The following is an 18,241-nucleotide window of genomic DNA, read 5'->3' as shown; positions in this document are numbered from 1 at the left end:
GGCGGGCCCGGTCGGAGGGGGTTCGGTCCGTACGGGCCGGATCGGTACGGGCGGAGTCGGTACGGGCCGGATCGGTACCGGCATGGTCAGGGCGCGCCCGCTCGGCACGGGTTCGGTCTGTACGGGTCCGGTCCGTACGCGCCTGTCCCGTCAGGGCCTGGCCCGTGCGGGTGTCGAACGCCTTCATCCGGTCGAGCACGCGGCTCGCGGTCGGGTCGGCCATGCGGTCCACCAGGCGCCCGTCGGCGAGGAAGACGACCTCGTCGGCGTGCGCGGCGGCGTTCGGGTCGTGGGTGACCATCACCACGGTGCCGCCCATCTCGTGGACGGCCCGGCCGAGCAGGCCGAGCACCTCGCCGCCGGAGCGGGAGTCGAGGTTGCCGGTCGGCTCGTCGGCGAATACCACCTCGGGGCGGCCGGCCAGCGCCCGGGCCACGGCGACGCGTTGCTGCTGGCCGCCGGACAGCTCGCTCGGCCGGTGCGCCAGGCGCCCGCCGAGCCCGACCACGTCCACCAGCGCGTCCACCCACTCCGCGTCGGGCCGCCTGCCCGCGAGGTCGAGCGGGAGCGTGATGTTCTCGGCGACCGTCAAGGTGGGCACGAGGTTGAACGATTGGAAAACGAAGCCGATCCGCTCCCGGCGCAGCAGCGTCAGCTGCCGGTCGCCGAGCGGGCCCAGCTCGGTGCCGCCGATGTACGCGCGGCCGGCGGTCAGGCTGTCCAGGCCGGCGGCGCAGTGCATGAGGGTGGACTTCCCCGAGCCCGAGGGGCCCATGATCGCGGTGAACCGGCCCGCCGGGAAGCCGACCGTCACACCGTCCAGGGCGCGCACGGCCGCGCTGCCGGCCCCGTAGACCTTCTCGGCGCCGACGACGCGTGCCGCCATCGCGGTGCCGGGCTGCTCCGCGGCGGAGGACGGGGCTCCCGCGGGGGCTCCGGCGGCGGCGCTCACGCGGCACCGCCCTTGCCGCCGCGGGTGCCGCGCGGGTCACGGGCGAAGTGCTCCTCCAGCACCGACATCCGGCGCCAGTACTCCTCCTCGTCGATCTCGCCGGCGGCGAAGCGGCGGCCGAGCACGGCCATCGGCGAGTGCTCGGACCCGCTCACGGGCGGGCGCTGCTGCCAGGCGCCGAACGGGCCGCCCCAGCCGCCCCGGCCCCGCAGTCCGGTGCGCCGCAGCGCCGTGATCACCACGGCGACCACGGCCGCCCAGACCAGCGGTACGAACAGGATCCACGGGCCGGGCCCGCCGTCATGCCAAGCCAGGGTGTCCATTGCGCGTCATCTCCTCGGTCGGAGCCGGGTCCTTTCCCGACACCCCGAGACTCCCGCCGGCCGGCGCCCGCGTCGTCGTCCGGCCAGCGGCACCTGTCCTGCTCCGCGGGGAGTACCGGGTGCCGTCCACGCTGCTGCGCCCGTCGGCCCCGCCGGCGGCCGCGTACGCCCCGGCACCGCGCCGCGTGTCGGTGGGTGGATCTAGCTTGGGGGCATGTGGCGGTGCGGTGGGGTCCGGTGGCGGGCGGAGGGTGCGCAGTGGGTGTGGTGGCACCCGGAGCACGGCGGGCGGACGAGTCCGCTGCGGGTCGGTGAGCCGGCCGGGCTCGCGGTGGGTGGGGACGCGGTGCGCGGGTGCACGGGGGTGTGGCGGGCCGGGCGGCGGTCGGCGTGTCCGTACGGTGCCGAGCTGGCGCCGCAGGTGCGGCGGGAGCAGTGCGAGGGGTGCCTCGCGCTGGACCGGGCCTCCTCGGTGGCGGCGGACACCCGTGCGGACGACCCGCGGCCCTTCGCGGTCTATCTCGCCTACTTCGGCCCCGGTCTGCTCAAGGTGGGCATCACGGCGGCCGAACGCGGCCGGGTGCGCCTGCTGGAGCAGGCCGCGGTGGGCTTCGCCTTCCTCGGCAAGGGCCCGCTGATGGCGGCGCGCCGTACGGAGGCAGTGCTGGGCGCTGCGCTGCGCGTGCCGGACCGGGTCCGCGACCCCGCCAAGCGCGCCGCCCGCTACAGCCTGCCGCCGCCGGCCGAACGCGAGGCCGAAGTGGCCGCCCTCCACGCCGAGGTGACCTCTCGTCAGGCCGACCTCCCCACCTCGCTCCGGCTCGCCCCCTTCGCCTTCACCGACCTCACCGGCGTGTTCGGCCTCGACCGGCAGCCTCCGCTTGCCGCGCCCGCCGCCGAGGTCACCGCGCTCGCCTCGGGCTGCGCGCTCACCGGCACCGTCCTCGCGGTCGCCGGCCACGACCTCCATCTGGCCACTCCCGAGGGCCCGTTGCTCCTCGACACCCGCCTCACCGCCGGCTGGCCCCTCCAGCGACCGCCCGGCGGCACCCCGGCGCCGCCACCCACGGCCCCGCTGCGCCTGGCGCCCGGCGCCCCGCAGTCCCTGTTCTGACCCACCGGCGCTCCCCCTCTCACCGGGCAACCCTTCCGCCACGCACCGTCACCACTCCCCCGTTTTCGCCGCTTTCGGGCACCTCCGCGTGAGCGTGCGCGTTTGCCATGCCCGACTCTCCGGGCAATTCGTAGGGGTCTACGGAGAAGGGGGCACCGTGATCATCTGGGTGAACGGCGCGTTCGGCGCGGGCAAGACCAGCGCGGCGCGGGAGATGCTCGACCTGGTGCCGGGCAGCACCCTGTACGAGCCCGAGGTGCTCGGCGGCTGCCTGCACCGGCTGCTGCCCGAGAAGAAGCTCCAGGCGGTCGGCGACTGCCAGGACCTCGCGATCTGGCGCCGCCTGGTGGTCGAGACCGCGGCCGGTCTGCTCGCCGAGGTCGGCGGCGTGCTCATCGCGCCCACGACGCTGCTGCGCCAGGACCACCGCGACGAGATATTCGGCGGTCTCGCCGCTCGTGGCATCGATGTCCGCCATGTCCTGCTCGATCCCGGAGAAACGATCCTGCGGGCGCGCCTCGCCGCCCGCACCGACTCCTCCAGCAAGCCCGGCACCGCAACCCACCAGGCGCCGGCCGACCACCTCGCCGACTACGCCGCCGCCCTCCCCTGGCTCCACAACGACGCCTTCGTGCTGCACACCGCGGAGTTGACCCCGCGCCAGACGGCCGTGGCCGTCGCCGAGGCGGTCGGGCGCGGCGCCGGGGCGTGCGGCATCGTCCAGACGCCCGAGCCGCGAGCCGAGACCGTGGCCGCCGGCGTCCTGCTCTTCGACGATGCCGACCGCGTCCTGCTCGTGGACCCCACCTACAAGCCCGGCTGGGAGTTCCCCGGCGGCATCGTCGAGCGCGGCGAGTCCCCCGCCCGGGCCGGCCACCGCGAGGTCGCCGAGGAACTCGGCATCGAACTCACCGGCGGCCTCGAACTCCTCGTCGTGGACTGGGAACCGCCTCGCCCGCCCGGCCACGGCGGCCTCCGTCTGCTCTTCGACGGCGGCCGCATGCCCTCCTCCGACATCCCCCGGCTCCTGTTGCCGCGCGACGAGTTGCGCGACTGGCGGTTCGTCACCGAGGACGAGGCCGCCGATCTGCTGCCCCCGGTCCGCCTCGAACGCCTGCGGTGGGCCTTGCGCGCCCGCAAGCAGGGCCGCCCCCTCAACCTGGAGGCCGGACACCCCGCCCGCTGACTCGACCACCCGCGACGGGCTGCGGCCGCCCCGTCTGCCGGGCCGGCCGCAAGCCGCGCCCGCTCACCGGGGTCCGCCGCGGCCCGCCCGGACCCCTCAGCGGTTCAGACGCCCATGCCTGCGGACTGCGCGGCCCCGTAACCCTTCAGGAAGAGCGCCTCCGTCAGCGACATCCGCTCGAACTCCTCGGGCGACAGGCTCTCGTTCACCGCGTGGATGTGCGCCTCCGGCTCGCTCAGCCCGATGAGCAGGATCTCCGCCTGCGGGTAGAGGGTCGCCAGCGTGTTGCACAGCGGGATCGAACCGCCCTGCCCGGCCACCGCCATCTCCTGTCCGTACGCCTCCCGCATCGCCTCGGCCATCGCCGCGTACGCCGGGCTGGCGGTGTCCGCCGCGAACGGCTGCCCACTGCCCCGCAACGCCACCTCCACCTTCGCGCCCCACGGCGCAGCCGCCCGCAGGTGCGCCTCCAGCACCTCCGCGCTCTTGATCGCGTCGAACCCCGGCGGGACCCGTACGCTCACCAGCGCACCCGCCTCCGCCTGCACCGACGGCGTGGCCCCGACCACCGGCGGCGCGTCGATCCCCAGCACCGTCACCGCGGGCCGCGCCCACAGCCGGTCGGCGATCTGCCCGGTGCCCACCAGCCCGACGCCGTCCAGCACCTGGGCGTCCGCCCGGAAGTCCGCCTCCTCGTAGGCGAGCCCGGCCCACACCCCGGTGGCGTCCAGCCCGTCGACCGTCGTGGCGCCCGTCTCGTCCCGCAGTGAGGCGAGCATCGCGATCAGCGCGGCCAGCGCGTCCGGCGCGGCCCCGCCGAACTGCCCCGAGTGCAGGTTGCCCCGCAGCGTGGCCACCTTCACCTCCAGCAGCACCATCCCGCGCAGCGACGAGGTTACCGTGGGCAGGCCCAGCCGGAAGTTGCCGGTGTCCCCGATCACGATGGTGTCCGCCGCCAGCAGCTCGGGGTGCGCCTCGGCATAGCGCTCCAGCCCGCCCGTGCCCTGCTCCTCCGAGCCCTCCACGACGATCTTCACCGTCACCGGCACCCCGCCGTCCTCGCGCAGCGCCCGCAGCGCGGTGATGTGCATCAGCAGGCCGCCCTTGCAATCCGCCGCGCCCCGCCCGTACCACCGCCCGTCCCGCTCGGTCAGTTCGAACGGCGGCGACAGCCAGGCCGATTCGTCCAGCGGCGGCTGCACGTCGTAGTGGGCGTAGAGCAGCACGGTCGGCGCGTCCGCCGGGCCGGGCAGCAGGCCGTAGACCGACTGGGTGCCGTCAGGCGTGTCGAGCAGGGCGACGTCCTGGAAGCCCTCCTCGCCGAGCAGTCGCGCGATCCACTCGGCGGCGCCCTCGCACTCGCTCCTCGGGAACTGCCGCGGGTCGGCCACCGACCTGAAGGCCACCAGCTCCGCCAGTTCGGTCCTCGCACGGGGAATCAGCGAGGCCACGGTCTCGGAGAGCGGAACGGACGGCATGGACGGCTCCTTGCGGACGTAGGGAGGTGGACGCTGCCGATGGTGCCACAGCAAGTCCGTGTCCTTTCGCGCAATAGGATGCATCCGAAGAGCTCTGAACAGCGAGTAAAGCCGAGCGTGGCGAGCGGGAGCGAAGAAGACGTGAGCGGTGAGCAGTCGGCGCAGGACAGCAGCACGCCGGGCGAGGGTGCCCAGCAGGTCTGGGACGTCGTGGTGATCGGCGCCGGGCCCGCGGGGGCGACGGCCGCCCACGCGGCGGCCCTGACCGGCCGGCGGGTGCTGCTGCTGGAGAAAGCCGAGCTGCCCCGCTACAAGACCTGCGGCGGCGGCATCATCGGCCCTTCCCGCGACGCCCTGCCACCCGGATACGAACTCCCGCTGCTGGACCGGGTGCACGCGGTCACCTTCAGCCTCAACGGCAGGCTGACCCGCACCAAGCGCTCCCGGCAGATGCTCTTCGGCCTCATCAACCGCCCAGAGTTCGACGCCGGCCTGGTCGAGGCCGCCCGCGAGGCGGGCGCCGAGGTGCGCACCGGCGCGGCCGTCTCCCGGGTGGAGCAGCACGGGCCCGGCGTCCCGGACCGCCGCACCGTCGCCGTCGTCGTGAACGGCACGGGCTCGGGCAGCGAGGAGATCGTCTACGCCCGCGCGGTGGTGGGCGCCGACGGCAGCGCCAGCCGGATAGGGGCCCACGTCGGTGTGAAGCTCGACCAGGTCGACCTCGGCCTGGAGGCGGAGATCCCCGTGCCCCCCGCCGTGGCCGAGGACTGGGCGGGGCGCGTGCACATCGACTGGGGGCCGCTGCCCGGCAGCTACGGCTGGGTCTTCCCCAAGGGGGACTCCCTGACCGTCGGTGTCATCTCCGCCCGCGGCGACGGCGGTGCCACCAAGCGCTACCTCGACGACTTCATCGCCCGCCTCGGCCTCGCCGGTTTCGAGCCCAGCATCTCCTCCGGCCACCTGACCCGGTGCCGGGCCGACGACTCCCCTCTCTCCCGCGGCCGGGTGCTGGTCTGCGGCGACGCCGCCGGCCTGCTGGAGCCCTGGACCCGCGAGGGCATCTCCTACGCGCTGCGCTCGGGCCGCCTGGCCGGCGAGTGGGCGGTGCGCATCGCCGAGTCGCACGACGCGGTGGACGCCCGCCGCCAGGCCCTCAACTACGCCTTCGCAGTCAAGGCCGGGCTCGGTGTCGAGATGGGCGTCGGCCGCCGCATGCTGGCGCTCTTCGAGCGGCGTCCCGGTCTGCTGCACGCGGCCCTGACCGGTTTCCCGCCCGCTTGGCGGGCCTTCGCGGGAGTCGCCCGAGGCAAGCGCTCGCTCGCCGAACTCGTCCGCACCCACCCCATCGCCCGTCGCGCGCTGGACGCGGTGGACCGCACCTGACCGCCCCCGCGGCGGCCGGTACGGGCGGCCGCCGCGCGCCCCGGCCACCTCACCGCTCCTGTCCCGAGGTGAGCCGGAAAACGGGGTGGCGGGGAGCTATGGCCCGCAGTTCCTCGTCCGACGAGTTCGGCCCCACCCCGCCGAAGAAGACGCCGACCTCCGCCTTCCACCGCTTGAGGTAGGCGCGCAGCACGGGCACCTTCTCGTCGTCGCCCAGCTCGGCCGCGGTGAACTCCTCCACGCGCCTGCCCAGCAGCAGCCGCCCGCCGCCGGCCTCCCGCATGTTGTACGTCCACTGCACGTGGCCGCGGGGGGCCACCAGGTACCGCTCGCCCCCGAAGGTGAGCAGGTTGACCGGGGTGCGGCGCCACTGCCCGCTCTTGCGCCCGCGGACCGCGAGGATCCGGGACCCCCACACGCTGATCCCGCGGCGGGTCAGCCACGCGACCGCCCGGTTGAAGACGTTGACCGTGACCCACCCGGGCTTCTGGACGTGCACCGCCTGCTCGGACATGACGACTCCTCGTTGACTACCGCCCACTTTTGTGAGCACCGCTCTGTCTTGAGAACAGCATGCACGTCTCACCTCCGGAAATCAAGAGCACTGCTCTCTTTCTTGTGCGGCGTTCTTTTTCCGTGGCACACTGGCCCCATGAGCGTCATCCGAGGAGCCAGGGAACGGGCGAGGACCGAGGTCACCGCAGCGATCAAGGAAGAGGCCAGACGGCAGCTCGCCGCCGAGGGGGCGGCGCGGCTGTCGCTGCGGGCGGTCGCGCGCGAGCTGGGCATGGTCTCCTCCGCGCTCTACCGCTACTTCCCCAGCCGGGACGACCTGCTCACCGCGCTCATCATCGACGCGTACGACGCCGTCGGCGCCGCCGCCGAGCAGGCCCTCGCCGCCGAGCGGGGCAGCCCAGTCGAACGCTGGGTCGCGGTGTGCCGCGCGGCTCGGGACTGGGCGGTCGGCCACCCGCACGAGTACAGCCTGATCTACGGCTCGCCCGTCCCCGGCTACGCCGCCCCGCAGGACACCGTCGCCCCCGCTTCCCGCGTCGCCCTGGCCCTGATAGCGGTCACCCGCGAGGCCCACGCGGCAGGCGTGCTCGGACAGCCCGCCGGCCGCCCCCCGGCCGGGCCGGTGCGGGCGGACGCGGAGCGGCTCGGGGCCGAGGTCGCCCCCGACCTTCCCGTCGAGGTCGTGAGCGCCCTCCTCGCCGCCTGGGCCCAGGTCTTCGGCATCGTCAGCTTCGAGGTCTTCGGCCAGTTCCAGGGGGTGGTCGAGGCCCGCGGCCCCTTCTTCGACCACGCTGCCGCGGCCCTGGCCCTCCAGGTCGGGCTGCCCGCGGACAGCACCGGCAAGGCGAGCGAGGCGCGCCGCGGTACGGCCGACGCCGTCTACGAACCGGCAGGCGACGGTCCGGTCGCGCTCGCGTACGTCCCCGCGGACGAGTTCGCCGACCTGGATGAGGACCTCCCGGACGAACCCGCGCGCCGCAACGGCGGCGGGGCCGGGCACGGCGTACTCCCGGCGAAGTAGCGGCAGGCCACCCGCCGGGCGGACGCCCACCGCGCGAGCGCGGTCTAGCGTGGGACGCATGACGTACGAGCAGGTGCCCGGACCGCCGCGGCGCGGCCTGACCGGGACCCGCCCCATGTGGGTGCCCGCGCTCGTGCTTGCCGTGGTCCAGGTGGTCGGCACGAGCGTCGTCGCCCGCCACCAGCCGCACCGGGCGGACCTCGGCCCCTTCGCGTACGTCCTGCTGCTCGCCGGCCCCGCGATGCTGCTCCTGCGCCGCCGGCACCCGGTCGCCGTGACGGCGGGCATCGGCGCGGCCACGCTGCTCTACACGGTGCTGGGCTACCCCTACGGCCCGGTGTTCGGGAGCCTGGTGGTCGCCTTCTTCAGCGCGGTGGCCGCCGGCCACCGCAAGGCCGCGCTCACCGTGGCCGCCCTGGTCTTCGCCGGCCACACCCTGGTCGGCACCTGGCTCTACCGCTGGCTGCCCCCCTCGGGCGATCACGGCGTGTCCTGGACGCAGGTCTCGGGGGTCGGTGCCTGGCTGCTCGCGGTGCTCGCCGCCGCCGAGCTGTACCGGGTGCGGCGCGAGCAAATGGAGCGGGAGCGGCGGGAGCGGGCAGAGGCGGCCCGCCGCCGGGCCGACGAGGAGCGGCTGCGGATCGCCCGCGAGCTGCACGACGTGCTGGCGCACAGCATCTCGGTGATCAACGTGCAGGCCGGTGTGGCGCTCGCGCTGATGGACGAGCGGCCCGAGCAGGCGCGCACGGCGCTGACGACCATCAAGGCGGCGAGCAAGGAGGCGCTGGGCGAGGTGCGGCAGGTCCTGGGCACCCTGCGTGCGCCGGGCGAGGCGCCCCGCTCCCCCGCCCCGGGCCTCGACCGGCTGCCGGAGCTGGTGCAGCAGGCCACGGCGGCAGGCCTCGCGGTCGAGGTGACCGTGGACGGCAGACGCGCGGGCCTGCCGCCGGGCACCGATCTGGCCGCCTTCCGCATCGTGCAGGAGGCGCTGACCAACATCGTGCGGCACTCCGGCTCCCGCACCGCCAGGGTCCGGCTGTCCTATGCACCCGGCAGCGTCGAGGTGCTGGTCGACGACGACGGCCCGGCCGTCGCGGGCGGCGAGAGCGGCGGCGGGAACGGCCTGGTCGGCATGCGCGAACGGGCGACCGCGCTCGGCGGCACCCTCGACGCCGGCACCCGGCCGGACGGCGGCTTCCGCATCCGGGCCGTCCTGCCGCGGGCCGCCCGCCCCGACGGCACCGAGCCGCGCGAGGCCGGTGCGGCCCGCGACTCCGCCGGCGCGCCCACGGCCCCCGACTCCGCCGGGTCGACCGTTCTGGGCGACGCCCAGACCCACGCCCCGATCCGCACCCCTGCCGACCGGGACGGGGTGCCCGCCGCCGAGGAGCGCCCGTGATCCGTGTCCTGCTGGCCGACGACCAGGTCCTGGTGCGGGCGGGCTTCCGGGCCCTGCTCGACGCCCAGGAGGACATCGAGGTCGTCGGCGAGGCCGCGGACGGCGACGAGGCCGTCCGCAAGGTACGCGAACTGGCCCCGGACGCCGTGCTGATGGACATCCGGATGCCCCTGGTGGACGGCCTCGCCGCGACCCGTACGATCACCGCCGACCCGGCTCTCGAAGCGGTGAAAGTGGTGGTCCTGACGACGTTCGAGCTGGACGAGTACGTCTTCGAGGCGATCCGCTCGGGCGCGTCCGGCTTCCTGGTCAAGGACACCGAACCCGATGAGCTGCTGCGCGCGGTGCGGGCCGTGGTCGCCGGCGACGCCCTGCTCTCGCCCGGTGTGACCCGCCGTCTGATTGCCGAATTCGCCGCCCGCTCCAAGGCGCCGGCCGCGGCGGCGGGGCTGGAGCAGCTCACCGACCGCGAGCGCGAGGTGATGGCGCTGGTCGGCATCGGGTTGTCGAACGAGGAGATCGCCCGGCGCCTGGTGGTCAGCCCGCTGACGGCCAAGACCCACGTCAGCCGGTCGATGGTGAAGCTGGGCGCCCGGGACCGGGCCCAACTGGTGGTGCTGGCCTACGAGTCGGGGCTGGTACGGCCGGGCTGGCTGGGCTGATCGGGTGACGGCCCGTCGCCTCGCCGGGAGGATGCGGCACTTCCTGAGGCGTGCACCGGGTCGGCGGTAATGGACGGATCGGACGGCGTCTGCCCGGGCGGAGCGGCCGCCGGGCCGTGCGGGTCGGCGCCCCGCAGCCGCCCCAGACGTTCGAATCGGCGCAGGGTGATGGCGACCCGGCCGCAGAAGAGCGCCGCGGCGAGGACGACGGCACCGGCGAAGCACCCTTTGCGGCCGGCGCCGTGGACCGCCCCGGCCAGCACCGGGCTGATCACGGCGATGAACCCGGCGGCTGCGAGCAGCGCTCCAGTGACCGCGGCGAACACCATCTCCACGGTCGCCGCGTCGCGTTCGGACTGCGTCCGCCTCCTGCCGAGCACCGAACAACCTCCCCCTGGCTCCCCCTGCCCAGTCTGCCACGCAGCGCTCCCCTGCTCTCCAAGACGCCTTGCGCGCCAGGGGCGTTGAGCGCTCCGCAGGGCGAACGCGAGGAAGGTCCGGCCCCGCGCGCTCCCTCGCCGCGCGGGGCCGGACCCGGTCCCGGAGCCGGCCCCCGTCAGTCGCGGACCGCGACCTGCTCGTCGGCGGCCTCCTCGCGGGCGGCCTCGGTCAGCGCGCGGTCGCCGGCGGAGGAGGCGACGAGCACTCCGTAGGAGGGCCGCCGTCGGCGCAGCCCGGACACGGTGAGCAGGAGCCCCGCGATGCCGATCCCGGTCACGACCCACAGGCCCGGCCGGTAGCTGTCGAGGATGGCCTGCTTGTCTGCGGGGTGCGCGCCGGCGTGCGCGGTGACCACCGCGGTGACCACGGCGAGGAAGATCGCGCCGCCCACCTGGAAGGAGGTGTTGAGCAGGCCGGAGACCATGCCCTGCTCGCGGTCCTTGACGCCGTTGGTCGCCTGGATGTTCAGGGCCGGGAAGGCCGCGGCGAAGGCGGCGCCGAGCAGCAGCATGGAGGGCAGGATCGCCGAGGCGTACGAGGGGTGCAGGTCGATGCGCAGGAACAGCAGGTACCCGATCACCAGGGAGGTGAAGCCCGCGGCGATCACCCGCGGGGTGCCGAACCGGTCGACCACGGGCCCCATCCGGGTGGACAGGATCGCCACCAGGGAGCCGGCGGGGAGGAAGGCGAGAGCGGTCTGCATCGCGCTGTAGCCGAGGACGTTCTGCAGGTACTGGGTGACCAGGAACTGGAAGGCCACGTAGGAGCCGAAGAAGGTGGCGGCCCCGAGGTTGGCGCGGACCTGGCCGGAGGAGCGCAGGACGCCCAGGCGGATGAGCGGGTGGGAGGTGCGCTGCTCGACGGCGACGAAGGCCGCCAGCAGGGCGGCGACGCCCGCGAAGGACCCGAGGGTGCGGGCCGAGGCCCATCCGGCGCTGCCCGCGGAGACCACGGTGAACACCAGGAGCAGCATCGCCCCGGTGCCGGTGACCGCGCCCGGCAGGTCGTAGCCGCGCCCCTCGGTCTTCTCGCGCGGGGTCCGCGGGATGAGCTTGAGGCCGGCCACCAGGGCCACCAGGGCGACCGGGGCGGGCAGCAGCATCGTCCAGCGCCAGCCGGCCTCGGTGAGGAAGCCGGAGAGCACCAGGCCCATGGAGAAGCCGGTGGCGCCGCAGCTGGAGTAGATGGTCAGGGCGCGGTTGCGCACCGGGCCCTCGGCGAAGGTCGTGGTGATGATGGACAGGCCCGCGGGGGCGGTGAAGGCGGCGCTGAGGCCCTTGACGAAGCGGGTGGCGATGAGCAGGTCGCCGGAGTCGACGAGGCCGCCGAGCAGGGAGGCCACCGCGAAGACGGCGAGTGCGGTCAGGAAGACGCGGCGCCTGCCGAGCAGGTCGGCCGCGCGTCCGCCCAGGAGCAGCAGGCCGCCGTAGCCGAGGATGTAGCCGCTGACGACCCATTGGAGCGAGGACGTGGACAGGTCCAGGTCGCGGCCGATCGAGGGGAGCGCGACGCCCACCATGGAGACGTCGAGGGCGTCGAGGAAGAGCGCGGCGCAGAGCACGAGCAGGGTGCCCCACTGCAGAGCGCTCCACCGAGCGGCTCCCGGAGCGGATGAGGTCGGGGACGACGGAGAGGTCATGCGGGAGAGACTACATGCGCATACATTAGATGCAAACACATTTAATGTCTATGCATAAGGGCCCCGGATTCTGCTACCGTGGCGTTATGACCGGCGAGAAGGGCGAGCGGGCGCTCGTACAGGAGTGGCGGGAGATCCTGGCCGTTCACGCGCGTACTGCCTGCGAGATCGACCGCGAGCTCCATCCGTACGGGCTCGGCGCCAGCGATTTCGAGGTGCTCGACGTCCTCGCCGGTGGCGACGAGGGGTGCAGCTTCCGCGTCCAGGAGCTCGCCGACCACGTCCACCTCAGCCAGAGCGCCCTGTCCCGGCTGGTCGCCCGCCTGGAGAAGGAAGGGCTGGTGGAGCGCTGCATCTGCAGCGAGGACCGGCGCGGGGTGCGGGTGGCCATCACCGAAGCGGGCCGCGAGCGCTACGAGCGGGCGCGCCCCAGCCACCTCGCCGTTCTGGAGCGCATGCTCACCAAGGCGCCGCAGGAGATCGGCTCACGCTGAGCGCCTGAACACCTGGGCGCCGGTTCGTCTCCGGCAGTCAGGTGATCAGGCAGTAAGGCGGCCAGGTCCCGCCGCCCTTGCGGCGTCAGCGGGGTGCGACCCGGCGGCGCCTCGAACGCGCCATGCGCCCGACCACCACCGCGTTCACGCAGGCCGAGAGCGCCGCGGCCAGCATCGTCAGCGACCACCCGGTCCAGCTGTTGCCGGCGGCATAGGGGTCGAGGCCGCCGATGGCCGCGAACAGTCGCCACAGCAGCGGCGTCCAGGGCAGCGTGAGCAGTTCGAGCAGCATCGCCGGCAGGGTCACCTGCAGGTGGGCGAGCAGGCCCGCGGCAAGGAGCGTCAGCGCGAGGGACGCCGCGACGGCGTAGAGGTAGACGCGCGAGGCCCGCTCGTGCCACAACTGCCGCGCCGCCCAGGCCGCCAGGGACGACGTCCGAGGTGCTCGCATCCCGCCTCCTCCACCCGTACGAGGACAAGGTCGCCGGGGCTCGCGTCCACCGGGTGGGACCAGCATGCCCCGCCTGAGCCGTCCGGGCGCCTCGGGCGCACGCAAGGGTGCCGGGATGGAGCAACCCGGTGCCGCTCAGACGGACCGGGGCGATCCTGTGTTGCGCACTGCCCAGGCGATCAGGGCGGCCACGGCCGCGAGCGCCGAGACCGTCGTCAGCGCGGTGGGCAGGCCGACCGCGTCGGTGAGGAAGCCGATCGAGGGCGGCCCGAGCAGCATGCCGCCGTACCCGACGGTGGAGGCGACGGCGACGCCGCTGGGGCCGGTCAGCTCGCCGGCCCGGGCGATGGCGGTCGGGAAGAGATTGGCCAGGCCCAGACCGGTCAGCGCGAAACCGATCATCACCAGGGGCGTGAGTGGGGCCAGCGCGCCCAGCAGCATGCCGCCGCAGGCGGTCATGCCGCCGAGTACCAGGGCGCGGCTCTGGCCCAGACGGGTGATCAAGGTGGTGCCGGACAGCCGGCCGAGCGCCATGGCCGAGGTGACACAGGCGTATCCGGCCGCCGCGAGGCCGGGCCCGTCGTGGAGGTCCTGCTGCAAGTGCAGCGCGCCCCATTCGGCGAGCGCGCCCTCGCCATAGGCCGAGCAGCCGGCGATCAGCCCGAAGACGGCGACGAACAGCGCGACGCGGGTGTGGCGGCTCCTTGCGGCATCCTTGGTGTCGGCCGGAGGCGTCCGCGGAGGCGGCACCTGGGTGCCGGACGGGGCCGTTCCGTCCTCGCTGCGGGTACGCTCCTGGTCCTGGCCCGCCCGCCAGGTGGGGCGGCTCAGCGGGTGGGCGAGCAGCGAACGCCCGGCGAACGCCGTCGCGACCAGGCCGATCGGGGTGAGCAGCAGCAGATGGGTGGCCGGCGACAGATGCGGGGCGAGCAGCCCGCCGAGCCCGGAACCGAGCAGCCCGCCGAGGCTGTACGCGGCGTGGAAGCTCGACATCACCGGGCGGCGCAGCGCGGCCACCAGGTCCACGGCGACGCTGTTCATCGCCACGTTCAACCCGCCGTAGCCGGCTCCGAAGAGGAGCAATACGAGCCCCAGGCCGAGCGCGGAATGGGTGCGGGGCGGGAGCGCGACGCTCACCGCGAGCACCACTGCGGTCAGCACGGTGACGCGCTCGCTGCCGAGCATGCGGCAGAGCCGCCCCGTGAGCACCATGGTGGCCACCGCGCCGACCGACACGCCGAGCAGTGCCAGCCCCAACTGCCCTGCGGACGCGCCGACCTGGGCCTTGATGGCCGGAATGCGCACCACCCATCCCGCGAACAGGAAGCCGTCGACCGCGAAGAAGGCGGTCAGCGCGATGCGCAGCGTGCGCAGTGCGGGGTCCGCGCTGGCGGTGCGGTGGGATCGGGACAGCGCCGTCCCTATTTTGTTCAGCGTCGGCACAAAGTGAGAATAGAGTGGTGACACAGATTCGGACAAGGCTTGAGCGGGGCAGAGGTGCGCTCGGTCCCGCGCTCGGCCTGGTGCACACCGGTCGCGCTTCCACCCGCGCCCTGCTGACCGCGGAGCTCGGCGTCACCCGGGCCACCGCGGGGGCGGTGGCGGCCGAACTGGAGGCGCTCGGGCTGATCCGCGTCGACACCCGCCCCGCCGGCCCCTCGGGCGCCCAGGGGCGCCCCTCGCACCGGCTCGAGGTCGCCCCGGGCGGGCCGGTCGCCCTGGCGGCCCAGGTGCACGACGACGGCTTCCGGGCCGCCCTGGTGGGGCTCGGCGGGGAGATCGTCGCCACCGCGCCCGTGACGATGACCGTGCAAGCCGACCCCGCGCACGTGCTCGCCGCCGTGGTGGCGGCCGGTGCGGGGCTGCTGCGCGAGCACGGCCGCCTGTGCGTCGGCGCGGGCCTCGCGGTGCCGTCCGCGGTCGCCGAACCCGAGGGCACCGCGCTCAATCCGCTGCACCTCGCCTGGCCGGCCGGCGCGCCCGTGCTGCAGATCTTCACCGAGCAGATCGCGCGCGCGGGCATCGTCGGACCCGACGGGCAGCCGGTGCCCTGCTTCGTCGGCAATGACGTCAACGTGGCGGCCCTCGCCGAACACCGCCACGGCGCCGGGCGCGATGCCAAGCACCTGCTGGTGGTCGCCTCCGGGCACCGCGGCGTGGGCGGTGCCCTGGTGCTCGACGGCCGCCTGCACACCGGAAGCGCGGGACTCGCCCTCGAAGTCGGCCACCTCACCGTCCTGCCCGACGGGCGCCCCTGCCACTGCGGCTCGCGCGGCTGCCTCGACGTCGAGGCCGACCCCGTCGCCCTGCTGGAGGCGGCGGGCCGCGCCCCGGGACCCGAGGGCTCACTGCTGGAGCAGGCGCGCGACCTGCTGCGCACCGAGTACGACGACCCCGCGGTGCGCGGCGCCGCCCATGTGCTCATCGACCGCCTGGGCACGGGGCTGGCGGGCCTGGTGAACGTGCTCAACCCCGATCGCATCCTGCTCGGCGGCCTGCACCGCCATCTGCTGGACGCCGACCCCGAGCGCCTGCGGGCCGTCGTCGCCGACCGCAGCCTGTGGGGCCGCAGCGGCGGCGTGCCCCTGCTCGCCTGCGCGCTGGACCACAACAGCCTGGTCGGAGCGGCCGAGTTGGCGTGGCAGCCGGTCCTGGACGACCCGTTGGGCGCCCTGGCGGGCTGATCACCATGGCGGCGCCGCCACGACGCCATGGCGGCGACCCGCCTCCATGGCTGCCGCGGCCGCTCGCGCCCCTGGACACCAGGTCCGCTTCCTATGCGCCGCGCAGGTCCCCGCCGGTCGTCATGCGGCCGAGCTTGAGTCCTGCCTCGAAGCGGCTGGAGGCGTCCAGACGCGTCATCAGGCGGGTCACCGTGCGCTGCACGGTGCGGCGGTGGACGCCGATCTTGCGGGCGATCTGGTCGTCGCTCAGGCCGCCGGACATCAGCCGCACCACCACCCGCTCCTGGGCGGTCAGGTCGATCCGCTCGGACTCCGCGAGCGCCTGGCGGTAGGGCACGGCGCGCAGCCAGGTGTCCTCGTAGAGCGCCACCTGGGCGTTCATCAGGGCCGAGCCGCGGATCAGGAGGGTCGCGGGCGAATCGGTGCCGGGGGCGGCGGGCATGCAGGCCACCTGGCGGTCGAGCAGGAGCAGGTCGTAAGGCGCGTGCTCGATCAGCCGGACGTCCACACCGGTGGCGCTCAGCTCGCGCAGGTAGTGGGCGTGCTTGGGCGTCTGCAGCACCGACAGCCGGTAGATCGCCCGGCAGCGCACCCCTCGGGCGACCAGTTCGCTGTCCTCGCGGAGCGACCTGGCCAGCACCTCCATGGGCGGCATGCCGCCCGGGTGCAGGGAGTCGCAGCTCTCGGTGATCGCGGCGTTCAGCTCGTGCAGGCGGCGGTCCTTGGCCCGCCGGTCGCTGACGAACTCCACCTCGATCTGCGAGGTCTCGAAGGATGCGGCCGGGCGGTAGACCGTCAGCAGCGACTGCGTCAGCTGCTGCAGCTCGCCGGCGGCAGCCGCCTGGGCGAGGGTGTTCTCGCGGTAGGCACCCAGCGCCCGGACGAGCGCGGTGTCGGGTTCGACCGGCTCCACGGCGCCGCTCGACTCGTCGACGAGCCCGAGCCGCCGCAGCCGCTCCAGCCCGCGCGCGGCCCGGGCGGGATCGAGGTCGGCCGCCGCCGCCAGGGCGTCCTCGCGCACCTCCCCGCGGGCGCGCAGCGCCTGGTAGAGACGGAGCGCATACGCCTCGTCGTCCTGCATCGACCGCCCCTTCCGCAGGTCCCCCACCGCCGCGCGCGGAACCGCTTACCACCGCCGCCTCCGGCACCGAGACGTGCATCATGGCAAACCCGGCGGCGTGCCCGCAGACCCACCCCTCGGCGAAGGGAGGGGCGCAAGAGGAACCGCTCTCCCCCGCGCCCCTGGCGGCGCGATCGGCGCCCATGGTGCCCAGGCGAGCGCATCGCGGCCGCGCTCCCACCCCGCCCGGCACCTGGAGAGGCGAGGTCTTACGGCCCGTCAAGTTCCCGGACTCCCTTGCGGCGCCCGCAGGCGCGCACCGGTCACGCCTCGCGCCCTGAGGAGCCCTGCTGACGCAGCCGGAGGACGGTGGGTGGCGTCGGGGACCTCTACACCCCCAGCGGGAACAGGCCGAGCCCCTGCGCGGCGACTGCCGCGGCGCCCACGAGGCCCGCGTCCGTGCCGAGCTTGGCCGGCACCACCTCGACACCGGCCGCGAAGGAGAGGGTGGCGTACTGCGTGAGGTGCCGGCGCAGCGGGTCGAAGAGCAGCGGCCCGGCCGCGGAGACGCCGCCGCCGATGACGGCAACGTTGATCTCCACCAGGGTGGCGGTCGCGGCGATCCCGGCGGCGAGCGCCTGGGCGGCACGGTCGAAGGACGCCGTGGCGACCGCGTCGCCGCCGCGCGCCGAGGCGGCGACCGCGGCGGCGGTCGGCTCGGTCCCGGCGGGCGGGCGCCAGCCGGCGTCCAGGGCGCGCCGGGCGATGTTGGGACCGCTGGCGATGCGCTCCACGCAGCCGCGCGAACCGCACGGGCACGGGTCGCCGTCCAGGTCCACGCTGATGTGGCCGATGTGCCCGGCGTTGCCCGTCGGCCCGGGCAGCAGGTGGCCGCCCAGCACGAGACCGCCACCGACACCGGTGGAGACCACCATGCACAGGGCGTTGTCGTAGCCGCGGGCCGCCCCCTGCCAGTGCTCGGCAGCGGTCATGGCGACGCCGTCGCCGGCCAGCACGACCGGCAGGCCGCCCACGGCCTCCCGCACCCGCGGCACGAGCGGGAAGTCGCGCCAGCCGGGCACGTTGACGGGGCTGACGGTGCCGTGCGTGGCGTCGACCGGCCCCGCGCTGCCGATGCCGACCGCGACCGCCCCGGGCCACCCGGGAGCAGCGCGCAACTCGGCGAGGACCTCGGCGACCGCGGCCATCACGGTCCCGCCGTCGGCTCTCGGCGGTGTCGGCCGCAGCGCGCGGACCAGCAGCCTCCCCTCGGCATCGACGAGCGCCCCGGCGATCTTGGTGCCGCCGATGTCCAGTGCCGCCACGAGTGGACCGGCCGCGCCGTGAGGCTGCATCCTGCTGTGTCTCCTTCGTCGTGTCCACGCGGTTCCACGGTCCGACCGCCCCGGGTTTCGGCAAAGCCGCGTCGAGGGTTAGT

16 protein-coding genes and 2 pseudogenes are annotated in these 18,241 nt (G+C 74.7%); 8 read left to right on the top strand and 10 right to left on the bottom strand.

The features are described from left to right. Positions 1-163 precede the first annotated feature (163 nt). Together BLR33_RS19635 and BLR33_RS19630 are read right to left on the bottom strand one after the other, a co-directional pair. Positions 164-886 (bottom strand): annotated as a pseudogene (locus BLR33_RS19635) (ABC transporter ATP-binding protein); the annotation flags it as partial. A gap of 62 nt (positions 887-948) precedes the next feature. Beyond that, positions 949-1,275 (bottom strand): SHOCT domain-containing protein, encoded by a 327-nt coding sequence (locus tag BLR33_RS19630; RefSeq protein WP_093785821.1) that lies wholly within the window; start codon positions 1,273-1,275, stop codon positions 949-951. Positions 1,276-1,537: 262 nt separating this feature from the next. On the opposite strand from BLR33_RS19630, the gene BLR33_RS19625 reads away from it, so the two are divergent. Both BLR33_RS19625 and BLR33_RS19620 read left to right on the top strand, forming a co-directional pair. Next, positions 1,538-2,389: a DUF2797 domain-containing protein gene (locus BLR33_RS19625; RefSeq protein WP_245771517.1), complete on the top strand. Its 852-nt coding sequence runs from the start codon at positions 1,538-1,540 to the stop codon at positions 2,387-2,389. Between the two features lie 157 nt (positions 2,390-2,546). Next, a complete protein-coding gene (locus BLR33_RS19620) occupies positions 2,547-3,575 on the top strand; it encodes an NUDIX hydrolase (protein ID WP_093785819.1) in 1,029 nt (342 codons plus the stop codon). Between the two features lie 104 nt (positions 3,576-3,679). Here the strand turns inward: BLR33_RS19620 and BLR33_RS19615 are convergent, their stop codons facing one another. After that, positions 3,680-5,053, bottom strand: coding sequence for a dipeptidase (locus BLR33_RS19615; RefSeq protein ID WP_093785818.1), 1,374 nt, complete (start codon positions 5,051-5,053; stop codon positions 3,680-3,682). Positions 5,054-5,194: 141 nt separating this feature from the next. Between BLR33_RS19615 and BLR33_RS19610 the strand changes: the two genes are divergently transcribed. Further along, positions 5,195-6,436: a geranylgeranyl reductase family protein gene (locus BLR33_RS19610; protein ID WP_245771516.1), complete on the top strand. Its 1,242-nt coding sequence runs from the start codon at positions 5,195-5,197 to the stop codon at positions 6,434-6,436. A 49-nt stretch (positions 6,437-6,485) separates the two neighbouring features. On the opposite strand, the gene BLR33_RS19605 is transcribed toward BLR33_RS19610, so the two are convergent. Continuing rightward, positions 6,486-6,950, bottom strand: coding sequence for a nitroreductase/quinone reductase family protein (locus BLR33_RS19605; protein WP_093785816.1), 465 nt, complete (start codon positions 6,948-6,950; stop codon positions 6,486-6,488). 138 nt (positions 6,951-7,088) lie between these two features. On the opposite strand from BLR33_RS19605, the pseudogene BLR33_RS19600 reads away from it, so the two are divergent. From BLR33_RS19600 to BLR33_RS19590, 3 genes and pseudogenes are all read left to right on the top strand, one after another. After that, positions 7,089-7,775 (top strand): annotated as a pseudogene (locus BLR33_RS19600) (TetR/AcrR family transcriptional regulator); the annotation flags it as partial. Between the two features lie 256 nt (positions 7,776-8,031). Continuing rightward, entirely contained in the window at positions 8,032-9,372 is a 1,341-nt protein-coding gene (locus BLR33_RS19595) for a sensor histidine kinase (protein ID WP_093785814.1), read from the top strand. Continuing rightward, a complete protein-coding gene (locus BLR33_RS19590; protein ID WP_093785813.1) occupies positions 9,369-10,034 on the top strand; it encodes a response regulator transcription factor in 666 nt (221 codons plus the stop codon). The genes BLR33_RS19595 and BLR33_RS19590 overlap by 4 nt, the downstream gene beginning before the upstream one ends. Here BLR33_RS19590 and BLR33_RS19585 read toward each other — a convergent pair. Beyond that, positions 9,995-10,414, bottom strand: a complete 420-nt coding sequence (locus tag BLR33_RS19585) for a DUF6332 family protein (RefSeq protein WP_093785812.1) — start codon at positions 10,412-10,414, stop codon at positions 9,995-9,997. The two genes, BLR33_RS19590 and BLR33_RS19585, sit on opposite strands and share 40 nt — an antisense overlap. 176 nt (positions 10,415-10,590) lie before the next feature. After that, entirely contained in the window at positions 10,591-12,114 is a 1,524-nt protein-coding gene (locus tag BLR33_RS19580) for an MFS transporter (RefSeq protein ID WP_093785811.1), read from the bottom strand. 86 nt (positions 12,115-12,200) lie between these two features. On the opposite strand from BLR33_RS19580, the gene BLR33_RS19575 reads away from it, so the two are divergent. After that, a complete protein-coding gene (locus tag BLR33_RS19575) occupies positions 12,201-12,608 on the top strand; it encodes a MarR family winged helix-turn-helix transcriptional regulator (protein WP_093785810.1) in 408 nt (135 codons plus the stop codon). Positions 12,609-12,693: 85 nt separating this feature from the next. On the opposite strand, the gene BLR33_RS19570 is transcribed toward BLR33_RS19575, so the two are convergent. Both BLR33_RS19570 and BLR33_RS19565 read right to left on the bottom strand, forming a co-directional pair. Beyond that, positions 12,694-13,059: an SCO4225 family membrane protein gene (locus BLR33_RS19570; RefSeq protein ID WP_093785809.1), complete on the bottom strand. Its 366-nt coding sequence runs from the start codon at positions 13,057-13,059 to the stop codon at positions 12,694-12,696. Between the two features lie 135 nt (positions 13,060-13,194). Further along, positions 13,195-14,502 carry an MFS transporter gene (locus BLR33_RS19565; RefSeq protein WP_176930328.1) on the bottom strand — a complete coding sequence of 436 codons (1,308 nt, stop codon included), beginning with the start codon at positions 14,500-14,502 and terminating at the stop codon, positions 13,195-13,197. 17 nt (positions 14,503-14,519) lie between these two features. Here BLR33_RS19565 and BLR33_RS19560 point away from each other — a divergent pair, with 17 nt between their 5' ends. Then, positions 14,520-15,743 carry an ROK family protein gene (locus tag BLR33_RS19560; RefSeq protein WP_093785910.1) on the top strand — a complete coding sequence of 408 codons (1,224 nt, stop codon included), beginning with the start codon at positions 14,520-14,522 and terminating at the stop codon, positions 15,741-15,743. 91 nt (positions 15,744-15,834) lie between these two features. Here BLR33_RS19560 and BLR33_RS19555 read toward each other — a convergent pair whose 3' ends face one another. After that, entirely contained in the window at positions 15,835-16,824 is a 990-nt protein-coding gene (locus BLR33_RS19555) for a helix-turn-helix transcriptional regulator (RefSeq protein ID WP_093785808.1), read from the bottom strand. A 368-nt stretch (positions 16,825-17,192) separates the two neighbouring features. Next, positions 17,193-18,158 carry an ROK family protein gene (locus BLR33_RS19550; RefSeq protein ID WP_093785807.1) on the bottom strand — a complete coding sequence of 322 codons (966 nt, stop codon included), beginning with the start codon at positions 18,156-18,158 and terminating at the stop codon, positions 17,193-17,195. Between the last annotated feature and the right edge of the window lie 83 nt (positions 18,159-18,241).

The sequence above is a fragment of the Actinacidiphila guanduensis genome, assembly GCF_900103985.1.
In the GTDB taxonomy this organism is placed as follows: domain Bacteria; phylum Actinomycetota; class Actinomycetes; order Streptomycetales; family Streptomycetaceae; genus Actinacidiphila; species Actinacidiphila guanduensis.
The sequence above is the reverse complement of the archived record's forward strand: the minus strand, read 5'-3'. Positions and strand labels throughout refer to the sequence as shown.